This window comes from Methylobacterium sp. J-088 (genome assembly GCF_022829295.1).
GTDB lineage: Bacteria > Pseudomonadota > Alphaproteobacteria > Rhizobiales > Beijerinckiaceae > Methylobacterium.
This window is the reverse complement of the sequence record NZ_JAKSYH010000141.1, coordinates 1-19,094: the sequence shown is the minus strand read 5'-3', so window position 1 is coordinate 19,094 and position 19,094 is coordinate 1. Positions and strand designations below refer to the sequence as shown.

At 71.0% G+C, this 19,094-nt stretch carries 17 protein-coding genes; 9 read left to right on the top strand and 8 right to left on the bottom strand.

The genetic code is table 11. The features are described 5' to 3' along the window. The first annotated feature begins 174 nt into the window (after positions 1-174). Positions 175-651, top strand: coding sequence for a hypothetical protein (locus MKK63_RS16160; RefSeq protein WP_244003491.1), 477 nt, complete (start codon positions 175-177; stop codon positions 649-651). Positions 652-672: 21 nt separating this feature from the next. On the opposite strand, the gene MKK63_RS16155 is transcribed toward MKK63_RS16160, so the two are convergent. The 4 genes from MKK63_RS16155 to MKK63_RS16140 form a co-directional block, all read right to left on the bottom strand. Further along, entirely contained in the window at positions 673-1,893 is a 1,221-nt protein-coding gene (locus tag MKK63_RS16155) for an alpha/beta hydrolase family esterase (protein WP_244003489.1), read from the bottom strand. A 74-nt stretch (positions 1,894-1,967) separates the two neighbouring features. Continuing rightward, positions 1,968-2,387, bottom strand: a complete 420-nt coding sequence (locus tag MKK63_RS16150; RefSeq protein ID WP_244003487.1) for a CopG family transcriptional regulator — start codon at positions 2,385-2,387, stop codon at positions 1,968-1,970. Positions 2,388-2,611: 224 nt separating this feature from the next. Further along, a complete protein-coding gene (locus MKK63_RS16145) occupies positions 2,612-4,537 on the bottom strand; it encodes a propionyl-CoA synthetase (RefSeq protein ID WP_244003485.1) in 1,926 nt (641 codons plus the stop codon). A 215-nt stretch (positions 4,538-4,752) separates the two neighbouring features. Further along, positions 4,753-4,935 (bottom strand): YdcH family protein, encoded by a 183-nt coding sequence (locus MKK63_RS16140; protein ID WP_243919813.1) that lies wholly within the window; start codon positions 4,933-4,935, stop codon positions 4,753-4,755. Positions 4,936-5,111: 176 nt separating this feature from the next. On the opposite strand from MKK63_RS16140, the gene MKK63_RS16135 reads away from it, so the two are divergent. The 4 genes from MKK63_RS16135 (at position 5,112) to MKK63_RS16120 (ending at position 8,223) form a co-directional block, all read left to right on the top strand. Further along, positions 5,112-5,330, top strand: coding sequence for a YdcH family protein (locus MKK63_RS16135; protein ID WP_244003482.1), 219 nt, complete (start codon positions 5,112-5,114; stop codon positions 5,328-5,330). 78 nt (positions 5,331-5,408) lie between these two features. After that, complete coding sequence (gene purE, locus MKK63_RS16130; RefSeq protein WP_244003480.1) at positions 5,409-5,906, top strand: 5-(carboxyamino)imidazole ribonucleotide mutase; 498 nt, start codon at positions 5,409-5,411, stop codon at positions 5,904-5,906. Positions 5,907-5,922: 16 nt separating this feature from the next. Beyond that, on the top strand, positions 5,923-7,032 hold the full coding sequence (locus tag MKK63_RS16125; protein WP_244003478.1) for a 5-(carboxyamino)imidazole ribonucleotide synthase: 1,110 nt from the start codon (positions 5,923-5,925) through the stop codon (positions 7,030-7,032). A gap of 318 nt (positions 7,033-7,350) precedes the next feature. Continuing rightward, positions 7,351-8,223, top strand: coding sequence for a tetratricopeptide repeat protein (locus tag MKK63_RS16120; protein ID WP_244003476.1), 873 nt, complete (start codon positions 7,351-7,353; stop codon positions 8,221-8,223). A gap of 175 nt (positions 8,224-8,398) precedes the next feature. Here MKK63_RS16120 and MKK63_RS16115 read toward each other — a convergent pair whose 3' ends face one another. The 4 genes from MKK63_RS16115 to MKK63_RS16100 form a co-directional block, all read right to left on the bottom strand. Next, positions 8,399-9,553 carry an acyl-CoA dehydrogenase family protein gene (locus MKK63_RS16115; RefSeq protein WP_244003474.1) on the bottom strand — a complete coding sequence of 385 codons (1,155 nt, stop codon included), beginning with the start codon at positions 9,551-9,553 and terminating at the stop codon, positions 8,399-8,401. A 201-nt stretch (positions 9,554-9,754) separates the two neighbouring features. Next, entirely contained in the window at positions 9,755-10,951 is a 1,197-nt protein-coding gene (locus MKK63_RS16110; protein WP_244003472.1) for an acyl-CoA dehydrogenase family protein, read from the bottom strand. A 2-nt stretch (positions 10,952-10,953) separates the two neighbouring features. After that, entirely contained in the window at positions 10,954-12,138 is a 1,185-nt protein-coding gene (locus MKK63_RS16105) for an acetyl-CoA C-acyltransferase (RefSeq protein WP_244003470.1), read from the bottom strand. Positions 12,139-12,289: 151 nt separating this feature from the next. Beyond that, entirely contained in the window at positions 12,290-14,359 is a 2,070-nt protein-coding gene (locus MKK63_RS16100; protein WP_244003468.1) for a 3-hydroxyacyl-CoA dehydrogenase NAD-binding domain-containing protein, read from the bottom strand. 328 nt (positions 14,360-14,687) lie between these two features. On the opposite strand from MKK63_RS16100, the gene MKK63_RS16095 reads away from it, so the two are divergent. From MKK63_RS16095 to MKK63_RS16080, 4 genes are all read left to right on the top strand, one after another. Next, positions 14,688-15,704: an NAD(P)H-dependent flavin oxidoreductase gene (locus MKK63_RS16095; RefSeq protein WP_244003466.1), complete on the top strand. Its 1,017-nt coding sequence runs from the start codon at positions 14,688-14,690 to the stop codon at positions 15,702-15,704. Positions 15,705-16,091: 387 nt separating this feature from the next. After that, entirely contained in the window at positions 16,092-16,847 is a 756-nt protein-coding gene (locus tag MKK63_RS16090; RefSeq protein ID WP_244003464.1) for an enoyl-CoA hydratase/isomerase family protein, read from the top strand. Then, complete coding sequence (locus tag MKK63_RS16085; RefSeq protein WP_244003462.1) at positions 16,844-17,659, top strand: IclR family transcriptional regulator; 816 nt, start codon at positions 16,844-16,846, stop codon at positions 17,657-17,659. The genes MKK63_RS16090 and MKK63_RS16085 overlap by 4 nt, the downstream gene beginning before the upstream one ends. Positions 17,660-17,819: 160 nt before the next feature. Beyond that, the gene (locus MKK63_RS16080) at positions 17,820-19,022 is read left to right on the top strand and encodes a CaiB/BaiF CoA transferase family protein (RefSeq protein WP_244003460.1); all 1,203 of its coding nucleotides are present in this window, start codon (positions 17,820-17,822) and stop codon (positions 19,020-19,022) included. The last annotated feature ends 72 nt before the right edge of the window (positions 19,023-19,094 follow it).

Below are 19,094 nucleotides of genomic sequence, written 5' to 3'. Positions count from 1 at the left end.
ATTTGCCCAGGCCCAGATGCGCCGATAGGCTCTCGATCAGGGCGGTGCGCAGACAAGCGGACATGGGGGGATCCCTTTGGCGAGGAATCCCTCAGTCCACCACGGCGCGCCGCCCGCCGCCACTGTGTCGTGTACCGTGCGCCTGAGGGGGCGAGATCGCTTGAGGTCCTGACGATGATCACGAGACTTGCCGCCCCGCTCCTCCTGGCTACCGGCTTCGCCGTCCTCGCGGCGCCGTCGCAGGCCCAGCCCGCCGCCTTCGGCGGCCCGAAGATGCTGATCTACGGCAATTACTGCGGGCCGGGTAACAACGCCCCGCTGCCGCCGATCGACGCCCTCGACGCGGCCTGCGCCCGCCACGACGGCTGTACGCCGGATGGCGGCCTGCCTACGCCGGCCTGCAACCTGCGCCTGCAGAAGGACGCGGCGCTCATCGCCCACGACCCGCGCCAGCCCGAGAAGCTCCGCTCGATGGCCGGCCTGATCGCGGCGACCGCGACCCTGATCCCGTCCGAGCGAGGCCCGCAGCGGATGCCGGCCTCGCTCGCCGCCCGGCCGGGGCCGGATGCTTATGCGTCGACCCTCTCCGGCCGGACGCCGGACGCCGACCTCGCGCCGGACGAGGGCTCGGACGACGCCGATCCCGAGTGAGCGGAGCCCGCGTCCCCGGCATCAGGCCCGGGGGCGCGGTCCCAGCGCGTGGGACAGGAAGAAGCGCACCATTGCGCGGCTTGCATCCGGTCCCCGCGGTTCCGTGTAGGATCCGGCCGGGCTGCCCCCGGACCAGGCATGACCGGCCCCGTGCAGCAGCCAATGCTCCTGGACAGCGCGGTCGTTCGCATCGGTGCGGACCGTGCGGGTGTAGGCCATGCCCCCGGGGCTTGTCTCCCGCGTGACCGTCTTGGTGACCCCCGGGGCGGCGCCGGCCTGGGCCATCACCTGATCGCCATTGGCGGAATGCACGGTGCGGTCGCCGTCGCCGTGGAACACGATGGTGGGCACCGGCTGACGGTTCGTCGCGGCGGGCCCGGCCTGTCCCTTCATCGCCGCGAGGGCGCTCGGCAGGTCGCGGGCGGCCCCGCAGGCCAGCCCGGAATGGATCCCGACGGCGGCGAACAGGTCCGGGTAGGTGGCCGCCAGGATCGCCGCCGCGGCACCGCCGGCCGAGAGCCCAGCTGCATAGACCCGGGCCGGGTCCGCCGAGAACTCCGCCATCACCGCACGGGCGATGCCGGCGATGAGTTCCGGCTCCCCGCCCTCGCGGACCTGATCGCCGGCCGCGTACCAGTTCCAGCACCGCTGCATGTGTGCCGACTGCGCCTGTGCCGGATACGCCACCAGGAACGTCTGCTCCTCGGCGAGGACGTTCATCTGCGTGCCCGCGGCGAAATCGTCCGGGTCCTGGGTGCAGCCATGCAGCATCACCACCAGGGGCAGGGCCCGACCGGTGTAGCCGCTCGGCACGTAGACCTTGTAGCGCCGGCTGCCGGCGGCGCTCGTGAACACCCGCTCCTCGAACCGCGCGCCGGGCGGGACCGCAACCGGTGACCGGCCGCGGGACGTCGGGCGTCCCTCACGCAGCGTGCGCATCATCGCCGACAGATCGAGCTCCGGCTCCGCCGCCCTGCCCCGATCCGGCCGGGGGGCCGTCCAGGCGCCGCCGGGGGCTTCGGGCGCCTCCATGTCGACGATCGTCTCATCGCCGCCGGCCGGACGGGGGGGCTGACCCGGCTGACCATAGGTCCGCGCCCATTTGGTGAAGGCCGCCTTCTGCGCGCGCTGAAGCTGCGCCATCCGCTCGGCGAGCCGGTCGGTGCCGGGGCCGCCGTTCAGGGTGGGGTCGAATTTCGGCAGGTCGAGTTTGGACAGGTCGAGTTTGGGAAAGCGGAACATGAGGCCGATCCTTCGAAAGGGGGGCGGACAGGGCCGGACGGTTCACCCGCCTCTGCGACCGGCTGTGTGGGACGTCAGACGATCCGGTCGGCCAGGGCGGCCTTCACGGCTGGGCTCGCCTGGAAGGTACCGAGGACCTCCACCGAGGCGATGGCGGCGCGGGCGAGATCCGGCGTGACGTCGCCCGCGACGGTGGCGAGGCCCAGGACCTGGATGTGCAGCGGGCGCCCGGCATCTCGAGCTGCTTCGAGATCGACCCGCCCGTAATGCGCGATCCCGAGGCGGAGCTGGCGCCGGGCCACGGATTGGCGAACCGCGTCGTCGTGGCGGTCGAGCTGGTTGCGCACGGCCGTGCGGATGAAGTCGGCCCGGTTGGCGTAGAAGCCGTCGCGGACCATCAGGTCGATGCGACCGAGATCGACGAAGCCGAGATTGACCGTGATCTTCTCGCTGTCCGGCACCTTCGGCCGGGGCTCGGGTCCCATGTTGCTCATCGTCTCGCCATCTCTCGGCCATCCGGTTGGATGGTCTAGAGATGGTCATGGGCTGGCGAGGCGCAAGAAGCGCACTCGGAAAAAAGTCATGGTTTCAAAAGGCCGGGGCCTTTTGCGGGTGCAGGGTGGAACCCTGCTGTCGAGCTTCGCTCGATCGTCGGGCGAAGCCCGAATGTCGGGGCTCTGCCCCGACGCCCCGCCAAAGGGCTTGCCCTTTGGGATCCCTAATGTTCGCCGATCCCTCGGTCCTTCAGGCTCTCGCCGATCTCGTCGAGGGCCGTGGCGTCGTCGATCGTGGCGGGCATCGTCCACGGCTCGTGGTCGGCGATGCGCTTCATCGTGGCGCGCAGGATCTTACCCGAGCGCGTCTTGGGCAGCCGCGGCACGGTGAGCGCCAGCTTGAAGGCGGCCACCGGGCCGATCTCGTCGCGCACCTTGGCGACCAGCTCTCGTTCGATCGCTTCGGTGGGACGATCGACCCCGGCCTTCAGCACCACGAAGCCGCAGGGCACCTCGCCCTTCAGGGAATCGCGGATGCCGATCACCGCGCATTCGGCCACATCCGGATGGCCGGCCAGGACCGCCTCCATGCCGCCGGTCGAGAGCCGGTGGCCGGCGACGTTGATGATGTCGTCGGTCCGCCCGAGGACCGTGATGTAGCCGTCCGCGTCGATCACGCCGGCATCCGAGGTGTCGTAATAGCCCGGGAAGGTGGCGAGGTAGCTCGACCGCATACGCGCGTCCGAGCCCCAGAGGGTCGGCAGGCAGCCGGGCGGCAGGGGCAGGCGGATCGCGATGGTGCCCATCGTGTCGGCCGGGACGGGCTTGCCGCCCTCGTCCAGAACCTCGACCCGGTAGCCCGGCATCGGCACGCAGGTGCTGCCGTGCTTCACCGGCAGCAGGCCGAGCCCCATCGGATTGCCGGCGATCGGCCAGCCGGTCTCGGTCTGCCACCAATGGTCGACGACCGGCCGGTTCAGCACCCGCTCGGCCCAGGCGACCGAGTCCGGATCCGCGCGCTCGCCGGCCAGGAACAGGCTGCGGAAGGCCGAGAGGTCGTAATCGGCGATCCGCGCGCCCTTGGAATCCTCCTTCTTGATCGCCCGCAGCGCCGTCGGCGCCGTGAACAGGCACACGACGCGGTACTCGGCGACCACCCGCCAGAAGGCGCCGGCATCGGGGGTGCCCACGGGCTTGCCCTCGTACAGCACCGTCGTGCAGCCGTGCAGGAGCGGCGCGTAGACGATGTAGGAGTGACCGACGACCCAACCGATGTCGGAGGCGCAGAAATAGGTCTCGCCGGGCTGCACCCCGTAGAGGTTCGGCATCGACCACGCGAGGGCGACGAGATAGCCGCCCGTGTCACGCACCACGCCCTTCGGCTTCCCCGTCGTTCCGGAGGTGTAGAGGATGTAGAGCGGGTCGGTGGCGGCGACCGGCACGCACGCCGTCCGCTCCCCCGCTGCCGCGGCGTCCGCCAAGGCCTCGGCCCAGTCGCGGTCCCGCCCCGGCACGAGCGTCGCGGGGCCTTGCGGGCGCTGGAGGATCAGGCAGGACTCGGGCTTGTGGCGCGAGGCGTCGATCGCCGCGTCGAGAAGCGGCTTGTAGGCGACCACCCGGTTCGGCTCGATCCCGCACGAGGCGGCCAGTATCACCTTCGGCGCCGCATCCTCGATCCGCACCGCCAGCTCGTTCGCCGCGAAGCCGCCGAACACCACCGAGTGGACCGCACCGAGCCGGGCGCAGGCCAGCATGCCGCACAAAGCCTCCGGCACCATCGGCATGTACAGGATCACCCGGTCGCCCTTGCCGACCCCGAGCCCGGCCAGGACCGCGGCCAGCGTCGACACTTCATCGCGCAACGCCCGGTAGGTGATGCTGCGCTTCGTGCCGGTCACGGGGGAATCGTAGCGGATCGCCACCTGCTCGGCCCGTGCTCCGTCGGCGTGGCGGTCGACGGCGTTGTGGCAGGCGTTGAGCGACCCGTCCGGGAACCAGCGGCCGTAGGGGCCAGATTCGGGCGCAAAGGCTTGGGTGGGCGTCTGCGCCCAGTCGATCGCCCGGGCCGCATCGAGCCAGAACGCCTCTGGGTCGCGACGCGCCGCTTCGTAGATCTCGGGATAGCGGCCCGGAGGGCTGGCATTCGTCATCGGTCGGCGTTCCCCCGCGGGCCGCTCTCCGGCGGCGGCGGCAGAGTAGCGCATTCTCGTGCAGGCGCGCGACGGGTCCGCGCGCGTGAGCAACCAGCGTATGCCAAGCCGCCGAGGGGCTCTGCCCGGACCAAGCGAGAACCGCCGCACCGGGGCTCCCGATGCGGCGGCGACTGTCGTGCCGGGTCTATGAACTGTGAAGACGAATCAGTGGCTCAGTGCAGGGTGTCGCCGGCCCCCCGCAGCCGATTGATCTCGTCCTTGAGGAGGAGTTTCCGTCGCTTCAGTTCGGCGATGTGGAGGTCGTTCGCCGAAGGTCTGTGGATCGCTTCGTGAATCTCGCGCTCGAGGGCTTCGTGCTTCCGGGCGAGTTGGCTCAGATGCGTCTGCAGCGACATGAGTCGAATCTCCTGTCATCGTTTCGACACGCCAAGACTGACACAGGATGCCGCACCTGTTGAAGCGTTTTCTCCGGCTAAGCTTGGTGAAGGCTTTCCGGCATGGCTTGTCCCAAGAAAGGGCGTGACGCATGCTCTCATCGGGTGATGAGCGATCCTTTGGCCCGCAGGTGACGATGGCGGATGAGTCGAGTGAGAACGCGCAGTCGGAACTCGAGGCCGAACTGGCTCGGTTGCGCGAGGAGCACCGCGATCTCGACAGCGCCATCGAGGCGCTGGAGCGGAGCGTCGCCGGCGATCAGCTGCAGATCCAGCGCCTGAAGAAGCGCAAGCTGACCCTGCGCGACCGGATCTACCACATCGAGGACGCGATTACGCCGGACATCATCGCCTGATGCCAGTGGACGCCGTCCGGAGCAGCCTTGCCGCAGGGCCGCCGCGGCTGTAAGCGCCCTCTTTTGCCGGGATCAACGATGGTGTCGCCTCCGGTCGCGATCATCATGGGCAGCCAGTCCGACTGGGCGACCATGCGGCACGCCGCCGAGACGCTCGATGCGCTCGCCGTGCCCTACGACGCGCGCATCGTGTCGGCCCACCGCACCCCGGATCGGCTCGTCGCCTTCGCCAAGGGCGCGGTCGCGGCCGGTCTCAAGGTCGTGATCGCGGGGGCGGGCGGCGCCGCGCACCTGCCGGGCATGGCGGCGGCGATGACCCGCCTGCCGGTCTTCGGCGTGCCGGTGGAATCGAAGGCGCTCTCCGGCCAGGACAGCCTGCTGTCGATCGTGCAGATGCCGGCCGGAATTCCCGTGGGGACCCTGGCGATCGGCCGGGCCGGGGCGGTCAACGCGGCGTTGCTGGCCGCATCGGTGCTGGCGCTCTCCGACCCGGGTCTGGCGGAGCGTCTCGAAGCGTGGCGTGCGGCCCAGACCGCCTCGGTGGCCGAGCGGCCGGAGACGGAAGCGACATCGTGACGGACGAGTTTTTCGCGTGACGGACAAGACCCTCGGCCCCGGCTCCACCCTCGGCATCGTCGGTGGCGGGCAGCTCGGGCGCATGATCGCGCTCGCGGCGGCGAATTACGGGCTCAAGGTGCACGTCTACGCCCCCGACGGCGACAGCCCCGCTTTCGATGTCGCCGCCCGTACCACCTGCGCGGCCTACGACGATCCGCAAGCGCTGGCGGATTTCGCGCGCAGCGTCGATGTCGTCACCTACGAGTTCGAGAACATCCCGCACGCCACCGCCGACATCCTGGCCCGGCACGCCCCCCTGCACCCGAACGCGCGGGCGTTGTCCACCACGCAGGACCGCCTATCGGAAAAAGAATTCATCAACGGGCTCGGCATCCCGACCGCGCCGTTCCAGGCCGTCGACACGCCCGACGATCTCGACCGGGCGATCGCCACGATCGGCCTGCCGGCCGTGCTCAAGACCCGCCGCTTCGGCTATGACGGCAAGGGCCAACGCATTTTGCGGGAGCGATCCGAGGGTGACCGCAACGCCCTGTTCGCCGAGTTCGGCGGCGCGCCGCTGATCCTTGAGGGCTTCGTGTCGTTCGAGCGCGAAGTCTCGGTGGTGGGCGCCCGCGCGCACGACGGCAGCTTCGCGGCCTTCGACCTGTGCGAGAACGAGCACCGCGACCACATCCTGGCCTTGACCCGGGTGCCGGCCCCCGGCCTGACGCCCGAGACCAGCCGTGCCGCCCTCGATATCGCCAAGCGCATCGCCGACGCGCTCGACTATGTCGGTGTGCTCGCCGTTGAGATGTTCCTGGTGCGGGAGGACGGCGCTGAGCGCCTCGTGGTCAACGAGATCGCGCCGCGGGTCCACAATTCCGGCCACTGGACCATCGAGGGCGCGCGGACTTCGCAATTTGCTCAACATGTCCGGGCGGTCTGCGGCTGGCCGCTCGGCGATCCGGCGCGGACCGGCGGCCTGCCGGTGGAGATGCGCAACCTGATCGGCGCCCAGGCCGACGACTGGCATGCGCTGCTGGCTGAGCCCGGCGCCCACCTGCACCTCTACGGCAAGGGCGAGGCCCGGCCCGGCCGGAAGATGGGGCACGTCACCCGCCTGGGATCCGAACCGGTCGGCTGAGGCCTCAAAGGCACACCCCTGCCGCTGCGTGGCGGCCTGAGCGCCTGCCGCGGGGCCGGCGTGCGCGCGGGCCATACCTTCGCCACATCCCGCCGCTTCCACCACGGTGTGGTCGGTGTCGAAGGCTGCCGGTCGATTCCCCCACGCCTGGACGGGCGACGGGTCGAATCAGGCAGGCGTGCTTCTTAAGCTGGCCTTCACCGTAATGCGCGACGGTACCCCGGAGCGGGTGGACCCGGCGCGCGGCGCGGGCTTGAGAACGGCGAGGGGCGGGGCGGGCGCGCGGGATGCGGGCTGCGCCTCGGGGAGAGTGGGGCGATGATCGTACGCAACGGGCTGGCACGGAGGACAGCGCTGATCGGCGCGGCCCTGGTTTCGGCTGCGGTGCTGGCGGGCTGCGAGACCGTCGGGAGCGCCGCCGGCCCGCGCCAATACGCGGTGCTGGAGACGGACACTACGGGTGCCACCACGGTCAACATCGCGTCGCTCTCCGAGGTGATCCAACGCAATCCGAACGACGCGGCCGCCTATACCACGCGCGGCGCCGCCTATGCCCGCGCCGGCCAGTTCAACGACGCCATCGGGGATTTCACCAAGGCGATCCAGCTCGATCCGAACTCGGCCTCGGCCTACAACAACCGGGCGCTCGCCAGCCGCCAGGTCGGCCGCGACGGACCCGCGCTGCAGGACTTCACCAAGGCAATCGCCATCGATCCGAATTACGGCCCGGCCTATATCGGCCGCGCCAATGTCGAGCGCGCCCAGGGCAACCTCGATCAGGCGCTCAGCGACCTCAACGTCGCGATCCGGCTGATGCCGGAATCGGCCGAAGCCTACCATGCCCGCGGCCTCGTGCGGCAGAAGCAGGGTCAGGAGACCCAGGCGATCGCCGATTTCGACGCCGCCATCGACCGCAATCCCTTCGTGGCGGCCCCCTACGCGGCGCGCGGCCAGAGCCTGATCGCCACCAACCAGTACGGCAAGGCGATCGAGGACTACAACGCGGCGCTCAACGTCAACAACAAGGACGCCACCTCCTGGGCGTATCGCGGCTTGGCTTACGAGAAGCAGGGCCAGCGCAAGGAGGCCATGGAGAACTACCAGCGCGCCTCGACCATCGACCCGAACAATTCCGTCGCCCGTGCCGGTCTCGGCCGCGTGCAGGGCGGGGTGGGCTCGCTGTTCAACTGATCGCGCAACGGTCTAAAAAGGGTTTCAAAAGGTCGAGACCTTTTGCGGGTGCAGGGCAGAGCCCTGCGAAACAGGTCTCCCTCCCCCTTCCGGGGGGCGGAGACCTGTTCGTCGGGGTTTCACCCCGACACCCCACCAAAGGGCACACCCTTTGGGAACCCCTTGTCCGCCCGGATTAGGCCGCCAGCAGGCCGTTCTCGTCCTGCGTGATCCGGCGCAGGTGATGGGCGGTGTCGCCGAGCTGGTACTCGATCATGGCGAGCCGCTTGAAATGGTGGGCGCCGATGTATTCGAGCGTCATGCCGATGCCGCCGTGGAGCTGCACCGCCTCTTGGCCGACATAGCGGCAGGCCTTGTTGATCTGGACCTTCACGGCCGACAGCGCTGCGGCCCGCGCTCTGGCGTCGGGCGTGTCCACCATCATGGCGGCGTAGAGCGCCATCGAGCGGGCCTGTTCCAGCTGGATCAGCATATCCACGGCCCGGTGCTGCAGGGCCTGGAACGAGCCGACGCTGACGCCGAACTGCTTGCGGGTCTTGAGGTATTCGACCGTCAGTTTGTGGAGCGCATCCATGGAGCCCACCGCCTCGGCGGCGAGCGCCGCGATGCCGTGCTCCACCACCCGCTCCAAGAGCGGCAGACCGCCCTCCGGATCGCCGAGCGCCGCGTCGGCCGGCAGTGTCACATCCGAGAAGGAGACCTCGGCGGCCCGGCCGCCATCCTGGGTCGGATAGGCCTCGATGGCGACGCCCGCGGCATCGGCCGGGACCAGGAACAGGCCGATCCCGTGCGGGTCGCGCCGCTCCCCCGAGACGCGGGCTGAGACCACCATCAGCCCGGCCGCGTCGGCGTTGGGCACGACGCTCTTGGCGCCGCTCAGCACGAAACCGTCGCCCGAGCGGCGGGCGGTGGTCGCCACGTCGGCGAGGTCGTAGCGGGACTGGCGCTCGGTATGGGCGAGGGTGAGGCGTAGCTTCCCTGAGACGAGATCCGGAACCAGGCGGTCCTTCTGCGCCGCGCTGCCGCCGAGCCGCAGGGCCGTCGCGCCCAGCACGAGGCTCGCCAGCAGCGGCTCGACCACGAGGTTGCGTCCCACCGCCTCCATGACCAGCATGGTCTCGACCGGGCCGCCGCCGAACCCGCCCTCCGCCTCCGAGAACGGCAGGCCGGTGACGCCGAGTTCGGCAAACGCCGCCCAGCCCTCGGCGGGGAAGCCGAGCGGCGCCGTCAGCCGCGCCTGCCGGCTCTCCAGCGACGGATAGAGGTCGGCGGCGAGCCGCTCGATCGAGTCGCGCAGGAGCGACTGGTCCTCGTTCAGGTCGAAATCCATGGGGGTGTCCCTTCGCGGAAGTTCACGGTCGCGACGTTCGTCCCAGCCATCCCCTCATCCTGAGGTGCCGGAGCGCAGCGGAGGCCTCGAAGGAGGGCTCCAGCCGGCCGCGCGATCGCTGGAGGCCTCCTTCGAGGCCCGCTGACGCGGGCACCTCAGGATGAGGGCGAGGGAGGGAGGGACGTTGTCCTCACAACGTCCTCACAACCCCAAAATACCCTTGGCGATGACGTTGTGCTGGATCTCGTTCGAGCCGCCGTAGATCGAGACCTTGCGGTTGTTGAAGTAGCTCGGCGCCGCCGCATCGACCCAGTCGAAGCCCCCAGGCAGGTTGTTGGCGCCCGCCCCGCGCGCGAGCGCCGCCAGGGCGAAGGGGCCGGCCAACTCCACCAGCAGCTCGGTCGCCGCCTGCTGGAGCTGCGAGCCGCGGATCTTGAGGAGCGAGGAGGCCGGATCCGGCTCGACCGAATCCGCCCTTCCCTGCTTGGCCGCCACCCGCATCTGGGTGATCTCCAGGGCCTTCAGCTCGATCTCGACCTCCGCGACCCGGGTCCGGAAGGCGGGATCGTCCCACATCGTGCCGGACCCGGCCGGCATCTCGCGGGCCAGCCGCTTGATCCGGGCGATCCGCTCCTTGGTCAGCCCGATCCGGGCGATGCCGGTGCGTTCGTTGGCGAGCAGGAATTTCGCGTAGTCCCAGCCCTTGTTCTCCTCGCCCACGAGATTCTCGACCGGCACGCGGACAGAATCGAAAAAAACCTCGTTGACCTCGTGCCGGCCCTCCAGGGTGAGGATCGGCCGCACGGTGATGCCGGGCGTCTTCATGTCGATCAGCAGGAAGGAAATGCCGCGCTGCTTCTTGGCCTCGAAGTCGGTGCGGACGAGGCAGAAGATCCAATCGGCGTGCTGGCCGAGCGTCGTCCACGTCTTCTGACCATCGACGACGTAATGGTCGCCATCGCGGACCGCCTTGGTCTTGAGCGAGGCGAGATCGGAGCCGGCGCCGGGTTCGGAGAAGCCCTGGCACCACCAATCGTCGAGATTGGCGGCGCGCGGGAGGAAGCGGGCCTTCTGGTCCTGCCGCCCGAAGGTCGCCAGCACGGGCCCGAACATGTAGCAATTGAACTGCTGCGGCAGCGGCACCGCCGCCTGGAACAGCTCCTCGGTGTAGATGTAGCGCTGGATCGAGGTCCAATCCCGGCCACCCCATTCCTGCGGCCAGTGCGGCACCGCCCAGCCCTTGGCGTTGAGGATCCGCTGGCTGGTGACGTAATCCTCCTTCGTGAGGCTGCGCCCCTCCGAGACCTTTTTTCGGATGTCGGCCGGAATCTCCGTCCGGCAGAAAGTCCGCACCTCGTCGCGGAACGCGATCTCGTCCGGCGTAAAGCGGAGATCCATCGTCAGCCCCCGATCTCGAACAGGCCGGCGCAGCCCTGGCCGCCGGCGACGCACATCGTCACCACGGCGTAGCGCGCGCCGCGGCGACGGCCCTCCAGCAGGGCGTGGCCGACGAGCCGCGCGCCCGACATGCCGAACGGGTGGCCGACCGCGATGGCCCCGCCGTTGACGTTGACCTTGTCCGGGTCGATCCCGAGCTTGTCGCGGCAATAGACCGACTGCGACGCGAAGGCCTCGTTCAGCTCCCACAGGTCGATATCGGCCACTGTAAGACCCTGCCGCTCCAGCAGCCGCGGCACCGCGAAGACCGGGCCGATGCCCATCTCGTCCGGTCCGCAGCCGGCCGAGGCGAAGCCCCGGAAGGTGCCGAGCGGCGTGAGACCCCGCCGCGCCGCCTCCCCGGCCGACATCAGCACGCTGGCTGCGGCGCCGTCCGAAAGCTGGCTCGCATTGCCCGCCGTGATGAAGGCCCCCTCCCCGCGCACGGGCTTGAGCTTGGAAAGCCCCTCCAGAGTCGTGTCGGGCCGGTTGCCCTCGTCCCTGGCGAGCCGGGTCTCGACCTCCTGGGTCTCGCCGGTGGCCTTGTCGGTCACAGCCATCAGGGCGCTCATCGGGACGATCTCGTCGTCGAACAGCCCGCGTTCCTGCGCCGCCGCGGTGCGGCGCTGACTCTCCAGGGCGAACAGATCCTGCGCTTCGCGGGAGATGCGGTAGCGCTCGGCCACGATGTCGGCGGTCTCGATCATCGGCATGTAGATCGCCGGCAGGTGGGCCTCCAGCCACGCGTTGCGGGTCAGCTCCCGCTGCACCTTCGGCTGGACGAGGCTGATCGACTCGACGCCCCCCGCCACCGCCACCGGCACGCCGTCGAGGATGATGCGGCGGGCCGCGCTGGCGATCGCCTCCAGGCCCGAGGCACAGAAGCGCGAGACCGTGACGCCGGCCGACGCGACCGGGAGCCCCGCCACCAGGGCGGCGTGCCGGGCGACGTTGCCGCCGGTGGCGTTCTCCGGATAGCCGCAGCCGAGCACCACCTCCTCGACGGCCTCGGGCTCCAGGCGTGCCCGGTCGAGGGCGCCCCGGATCGCGTGGGCGGCGAGGTCGGCGCCGCGGGTGAGGTTCAGCGCGCCGCGATGGGCCTTGCCGATGGGCGTGCGGGCGGTCGCGACGATCACCGCGTCGGTCATGACGGGTTCCTCCGGAGTTTCCAAAGGGCGTCACGCCCTTCGGTGGGGTGTCGGGGCGACGCCCCGACGGATGCGGCCGCGGCCTTCAGCAGGGCGCTGCCCTGCACCCGCCAAAGGTCTCGGACCTTTGGAAACCGGGACCAAGTCCGCATCAGGCCGCCGTCCAGTCGGCAAAGCGGCCGCCCTCGGCGGCGAGGCGCCTCAGCAGCGGCGCCGGCTCCTGGCTGTCGTCGCCGGTCTCGGCCGCGAAGCGGGACAGCGCCTCGGCGATGGTCTTCAGCCCGACCGTATCGGCCCAGTGCATCGGGCCGCCGCGCCAGGCCGGCCAGTTGTAGCCGTTGATCCAGATCGTATCGATGTCGCTCGGACGGGCCGCGATGCCCTCCTCCAGGATCCGCGCGCCTTCGTTGACCATCGGGTACATCAGCCGCGCCACGATTTCGTCCGCGCTGAAGCTACGATGCGTGACGCCGTGCTCGGCGGCGACACGCCCGATCAGCGCCTCGACCTCCGGGTCGCGGCTGCCGGTGCGGGCGCCGTCCGGGTAGAGATAGAAACCGCGGCCGGTCTTCTGGCCGAACCGACCCATCTCGGCGAGCGAATCCGCCACCGGGGCCCGGCCGCCGAAATCCTTGCGCGAGCGCCAGCCGATATCGAGCCCCGCGAGGTCGCCCATGGCGAAGGGCCCCATCTTGAAGCCGAAGCCGGTGACCGCCGCATCGACCGCGTGCGGGAGCGCGCCTTCGAGCAGCAGGCGCTCGCCGGCGCGGCTGCGGCGTTCCAGCATGCGGTTGCCGACGAAGCCGAAGCAGACCCCCACCGTCACCGGCAGCTTGTTGAGGCGCTTCGCCACGTCCAGGGCGGTGGCCAGCACGTCCGGCGCGGTTTTTTCCGCACGGACCACCTCCACGAGGCGCATGACGTTGGCCGGGCTGAAGAAGTGCAGACCGAGCACGTCCTGCGGCCGGCTTGTGACGGCCGCGATGGCGTTCACGTCGAGGTAGGAGGTGTTGGTGGCCAGGATCGCGCCGGGCTTGGCGATGGCGTCGAGCCGCGAAAAAATCTCGCGTTTGACGCCCATATCCTCGAAGGCCGCCTCGATGACGATCTCGAAGTGGCTCGCGTTCTCCAGGCCGATCGCGCCGGTGATCCGGCCGATCCGCGCGTCGCGCTGGGCCTCGGTGATCGAACCGCGCTTGGCCGAGCCGGCATAGAGGCCCTTCACCCGGTCGAGGCCGCGGGTCAGGGCCCCCTCCTCCGTCTCGATCACCGTCACGGGGATGCCGGCATTGGAAAAGCACATCGCGATGCCGCCGCCCATCGTGCCGGCGCCAATGACGGCGGCCGTGTGGATGGGGCGCCGCGGCGTGTCCTTCGGCAGGCCGGGCACCCGCGCCGCCTCGCGCTCGGCGAAGAAGGCGTAGCGCAGGGCCTTGGAGCGCGGATCCTCCACCAGGGTGCGGAACTCGGCCCGCTCGACCGCCACGGCCGCATCGAAATCCCGCTCCAGGCCGGCCCGCGCGGCGCGGACCAGGGCGTGGACGTTGGTGGCGTCGGGATCGCGCTTCACCGCCTCGGCGGCCCGCGCCTCGAAGGCCTTCTGCGCGTCCGGGGTGAGCGTGTCGGACCGGTCGCGCACCCGCGGCAGGGCGCCGGAATCGGCGAGTTCGAGGGCGCGGGTCCGGGCCGCCGCCACGAGGTCGCCCAGCACCACGGCATCGACGATCCCGAGCGCCGCCGCCCGCTCGGCGGAGGCCGGCTCGCCGGTGAGCATCATCGCGAAGGCGGCGTCGGGCCCGATCAGGCGCGGCAGGCGCTGCGTGCCCCCCGCCCCCGGGATGATCCCGAGCTTGATCTCCGGCAGGCCGAGCTTGGCGGCGGGCGCCGCCACGCGGCCGTGGCAGGCCAGGGCCAGCTCCAGCCCGCCACCCAAAGCCGCGCCGCCGATGGCCGCCACCACCGGCTTCGGGCTGGCATCGAGCCGCTCCAGCACGTCCGGCAGGCTCGGCGGTTGCTGCGGCTTGCCGAATTCGGTGATGTCGGCGCCGCCCACGAACACCCTGCCCTCGGCGGCCAGCACGATCGCCCGGACCGAATCGTCCGCGATGGCCTGCGCGAAAGCCGCGTCGAGGGCCGCCCGCATCGCGGCGCCGAGCGCGTTGACCGGCGGGTTGGCGAGCGTGAGCACGGCCACGCCGCCCGCGACCTCCTGACGAACCACCCGGAACTCCCTGTTGTTCTGCAATGCAGAATAAACGTCCGCAATTCGGCCGGATGTTGATCGTCGCCGCCGCCATCGTCAAGAACGGATCGGAACGGTCCGGGACATGAAACGCGATGTTCCGCAGTGCAGAAGGCTGCCGGCGCGGAGGTTTGACCGGCGGCCCGGGCGCGTGGCATCAAAACGGCCCGGGCGGGACTCGGCGGCGGTCCGTGACCGATGGCCGGGCCGCACGAGGCTGGGGGAGGATCACGGTGGGCGGCATCGAGCGGGGCGCGCGGCGCGGAAGCGCCTGTCCGGCGCAGGGTCAGGCGGCGGAGAGCCGGCGATGAGCGACGGCCCCGAACAGGTCTCCGCCGGCCGTCTGCCCGAGGCCCTGCGCGGCCGGCTCACCCTGCCGGTGATCTGCGCGCCGATGTTCATCGTCTCCGGCCCGGAGCTGGTGATCGCCCAGTGCCTCGCCGGCGTGGTCGGCTCGTTTCCGGCGCTCAACGCCCGCCCGGCCGAGCTGCTGGACGAGTGGCTCACCCGGATCACCCGAACCCTCGCGGAGGCCCGTGCCGCCGATCCGTCGAGACGGATCGCGCCGTTTGCGGTGAACCAGATCGTCCACGCCTCCAACGACCGGTTGGCGCAGGATGTCGAGGCCTGCGTCCGGCACCGGGTGCCGATCATCATCACGTCCCTGCGGGCGCCCGACGCGGTGATCCGCCCGGTCCACGCCTATGGCGGCGTGGTGTTCCACGACGTCACCACCGTGCGCCACGCCGAGAAGGCCCTGGAGGCCGGCGTCGACGGGTTGATCCTGGTCTGTACCGGGGCGGGCGGGCATGCGGGGACGATGAGCCCCTTCGCCCTGGTCGGCGAGATCCGCCGGTTCTACGACGGGCCGCTGATCCTGTCGGGGGCGATCACCTCGGGCGCGTCGATCCTGGCCGCCCAGGCGATGGGCGCCGACCTCGCCTACATGGGCACCCGGTTCATCGCCACCCGGGAGGCGAACGCGGCCCCGGCCTACAAGGACATGATCGCCGGCAGCGCGGCCTCCGACATCCTGTACACCCCCTACTTCACCGGCGTGCCGGGCAATTACCTGACGCCGAGCATCCGCGCCGCCGGGCTCGATCCCGACGCGCTGCCGGTGCGCGACAAGACCGCGATGGATTTCGGCAGCAGCAGCGTGAAGGCGTGGCGGGATGTCTGGGGCGCCGGCCAGGGCGTCGGCACCATCGCGGATGCCCCCGCCACCGCCGATCTGGTGGCCCGGCTGGCCCGGGACTACGCGGCGGCGCGGGGGCGCGTCGCGGGTGTGTCGGCGGACTATGCGGGGGAGGCTGCGCCGTGAGCGTCAGGACGCAGCTGTCGATCGCCGAACGCACGCAGAACACGCCTAACTTCGGTGGGGATTGGCGCCGGGGATTCGCACCTTGGGCATCCTCACGGCGGCAGCTCAGTGAAGCGCGGGTCCCCTCTCCCGTGCGGGAGAGGTCTGCTTTCGCAGAAAGCCGGGTGAGGGATGAGAACGTTCCGGACATGGCGCGCCGCCTTCGCGCCTCTATGGCGTGCTCAAGTCTGAAGGTTCTCGTCCCTCACCCCAACCCTCTCCCGCACGGGAGAGGGGGCCTGTCGCGCTCCGTCATCGAGGCCGGAGTCCGCCGGGGATGCGTGACCATCGTCACCCGCAAGGGGGAGGGGAAAGGCGTTCCGCTCCAGAGCACCGTCGGCGCGACCGATGCCTGAGCCCCTTCCCTCGACCATCCGCCTCACCGATCCTGAGCCCGGCATCCGGCTGGTCACCCTCGACCGGCCGGAGCGGCGCAACGCCCTCGATCGCGCCGCCTATGCGGGGCTGGCCGAAGCCTTCCGGGCGGTGGCCGGGGACGCGAGCGTGGCCGCCGTGGTGCTGACCGGCGCGGGCGGCTGCTTCACCGCCGGCAACGACCTCAGGGATTTCCAGGATGTCGAGACCGGGGGCGACAGCCCCGGCCTGACTTTCCTCAAGGCCCTGCGCGCCTGCCCGAAGCCGGTCGTGGCGGCGGTCGAGGGGCACGCGGTCGGCATCGGCACGACGCTGCTGCTCCATTGCGACCTCGCCTATGCGGGGGATGGCGCCCGGTTCCGCCTGCCGTTCACGGCGTTGGGCCTCAGTCCCGAGGGCGGATCGAGCTACCTGCTGCCGCTGGTGGCGGGCACGAAGCGCGCCGCCGAGCTGCTGATGCTCGGCGCGCCGTTCACGGCCGCCGATGCCGTGTCGGCCGGCCTCGTCAACGCCGCCGTGCCGGCGGGGACGGCGCTGGAGGTGGCCCTCGCCAAGGCCCGGTCGCTGGCCGCCCTGCCCCGGGCCTCGATCGCCGCCACCAAGCAAGCCCTCCGCCGGGGCCAGGATGAGCCCGTCGCCCGCGCACTCGCCGAGGAAGCGGAGGTGTTCCACGCCCTGCGCCGCGGGCCGGATGCGCAGGCGGCCTTCGCGGCCTTCCTGCGCCGATGACGACCGGAGAGATCCTGCTGGCCGAGCCCGACGGCGCCGGATCCGGCGCCAAGGAGGATCGCCACTTCGTCACGGCGTTGGCCCGGGGATTGTCGGTCCTGGCCTGCTTCGGCCCGGGCCGCACCAGCCTCGCCAACCACGACATCGCCGCGGCCTGCGGCCTGCCCCGCTCCACCGTGTCGCGGCTGACCTACACGCTGACCAAGCTCGGCTACCTGCAGCACGAGCCCGCGCTCGGTCGCTACCGGCTCGGCACCGCCACCATCGCGCTCAGCGCGGCGGCGCTCGGCGGGCTCGACGTGCGGGCGATCGCCCGGCCGATCCTGCGGGCGGTGGCGGAGGCGGCCAACGCCTCGGTCGGGCTCGGCGTGCGCGACCGGCTGAGCATGCGCTACGTCGAGTGCCAGCGCGGCCCGGCGGCGATCTCGCTCAATCTCGATACCGGCTCGCGCATCTCGCTCGCCCGCAGCGCCATGGGGCGCGCCTACGTGGCAATCTGCCCCGACCGGGAGCGCGCGAGCCTCTACGCGGATCTGGAGGCGCTGGACCCGGTGGCGTGGCCTGCGCTGCGCGCCGGCCTCGACCGGGCCGTGGCGGAGCACCGGGAGATCGGCTGCTGCACCTCGTTCGGCGAGTGGCAGGAGACGGTCTGCGCCATCGCGGTCGGGTTCCATCCCGGCGGCGGGCTGCCGCCCATGTCGATCAATTGCGGCGCCCCCACCGTCATCACCGATGCGCGCTTCCTCCTGGACGTGGCGCGCCCCAAGCTGATCGAGGCCGTGCGCAGCCTCGACGGCGTCATGGGAGCTTGAGCCGTGAGGACGGGGTTTCCAAAGGGCGAGCCCTTTGGCGGGGTGTCGGGGCGGAGCCCAGATTTCGGGCGAAGCCCGACACCAGGGCTCTGCCCTGGACCCGCAAAAGGTCGAAGACCTTTTGAAGCCGGGATTTTTCCATAAGCCGAGGACCCGTTCGATGGATGCTGATCCGGCTCACGATCTGCCGCTCGCCGGGATCCGGGTGCTCGACCTGTCCCGGGTCCTGGCGGGGCCCTGGTGCGCGCAGGTGCTGGGCGACCTCGGCGCCGACGTGATCAAGGTCGAGCACCCGGAGCGCGGCGACGACACCCGCGACTGGGGTGTGCCCACCAGCCCCGGCAACACCTCGTATTTCGACAGCGTGAACCGCAACAAGCGCTCGATCGGCGTCGATCTCGCCACGCCGGAGGGGCTGGCGATCGTGAAGGCGCTGGCCCGCGAGAGCGACGTGCTGGTGCAGAACTTCAAGACCGGCGGGGCCGAGAAGCTCGGCCTCGGCTACGCGGACCTGGCGGCGGAGAATTCCGGGCTGATCTACTGCTCGATTGCCGGCTACGCTTCCGACGGCTCGGAGGCGGGCCGGCCCGGCTACGACCTCGTGGTCCAGGGCGAATCCGGCGTTATGGCGCTGAACGGCGAGGCCGGCGGGCCGCCCCTGAAGTTCGGGGTCGCGGCGGTGGACCTGTTCACCGGGCAATACGCCGCCCAGGCCGTCCTGGCGGCCCTCTATCAGCGGGAGCGCACCGGGCGCGGCAAGGCGATCGACCTCGCGCTGTTCGATTGCGGCGTGGCGCTGACCTCCTATTACGGGCTGGAGGCGCTGGCCCGGGGCATCGACCCGCCCCGCTACGGCAACGCCCACCCCTCGATCGTGCCCTACGGGGTGTTCGAGGCCGCGGACGGGCCCGTGGTGATCACGGTCGGCAACAACGGCCAGTACCGCCGCTTCTGCGAGCAAGTGCTGGAGCGGCCGGATCTCGTCGCCGATCCGCGCTTCGCCACCAACCTCGACCGCTCGAAGAACCGCGCGGCCTTCATCCCGGTGCTGGAGGCCGCGCTGGCGCGCTGGCAGCGCGGCCCGCTGATCGCCCGGCTGCGGGCGGCCGGCATCCCCTGCGGCGAGGTGATGGGCCTGCGCGAGGCGCTGACCTGCGACCGGGCCCGGGAGGCGGGTCTCGTGGTCGGCGGCGCCGACAACGCCCACGTGATCGCCCCACCCTACCGGCTCGACGGGCGGCGCCTGCCGGTGCGCCGGATGCCGCCGGGGCTCGGGGATTCGAGCGCGGAGATCCTGGCGGAGCAGCTGGCGTATCCGGCGGAGGCGCAGGACGCGCTGCGGGTTAAGGGGGTGGTGCGGTAGGAGGTGCCGAGGCGCGTCTCCCGCCCGCCCCCATCTGGGGCTTGCGGACTGCGCGCCAGCGTGGTGGGCGAG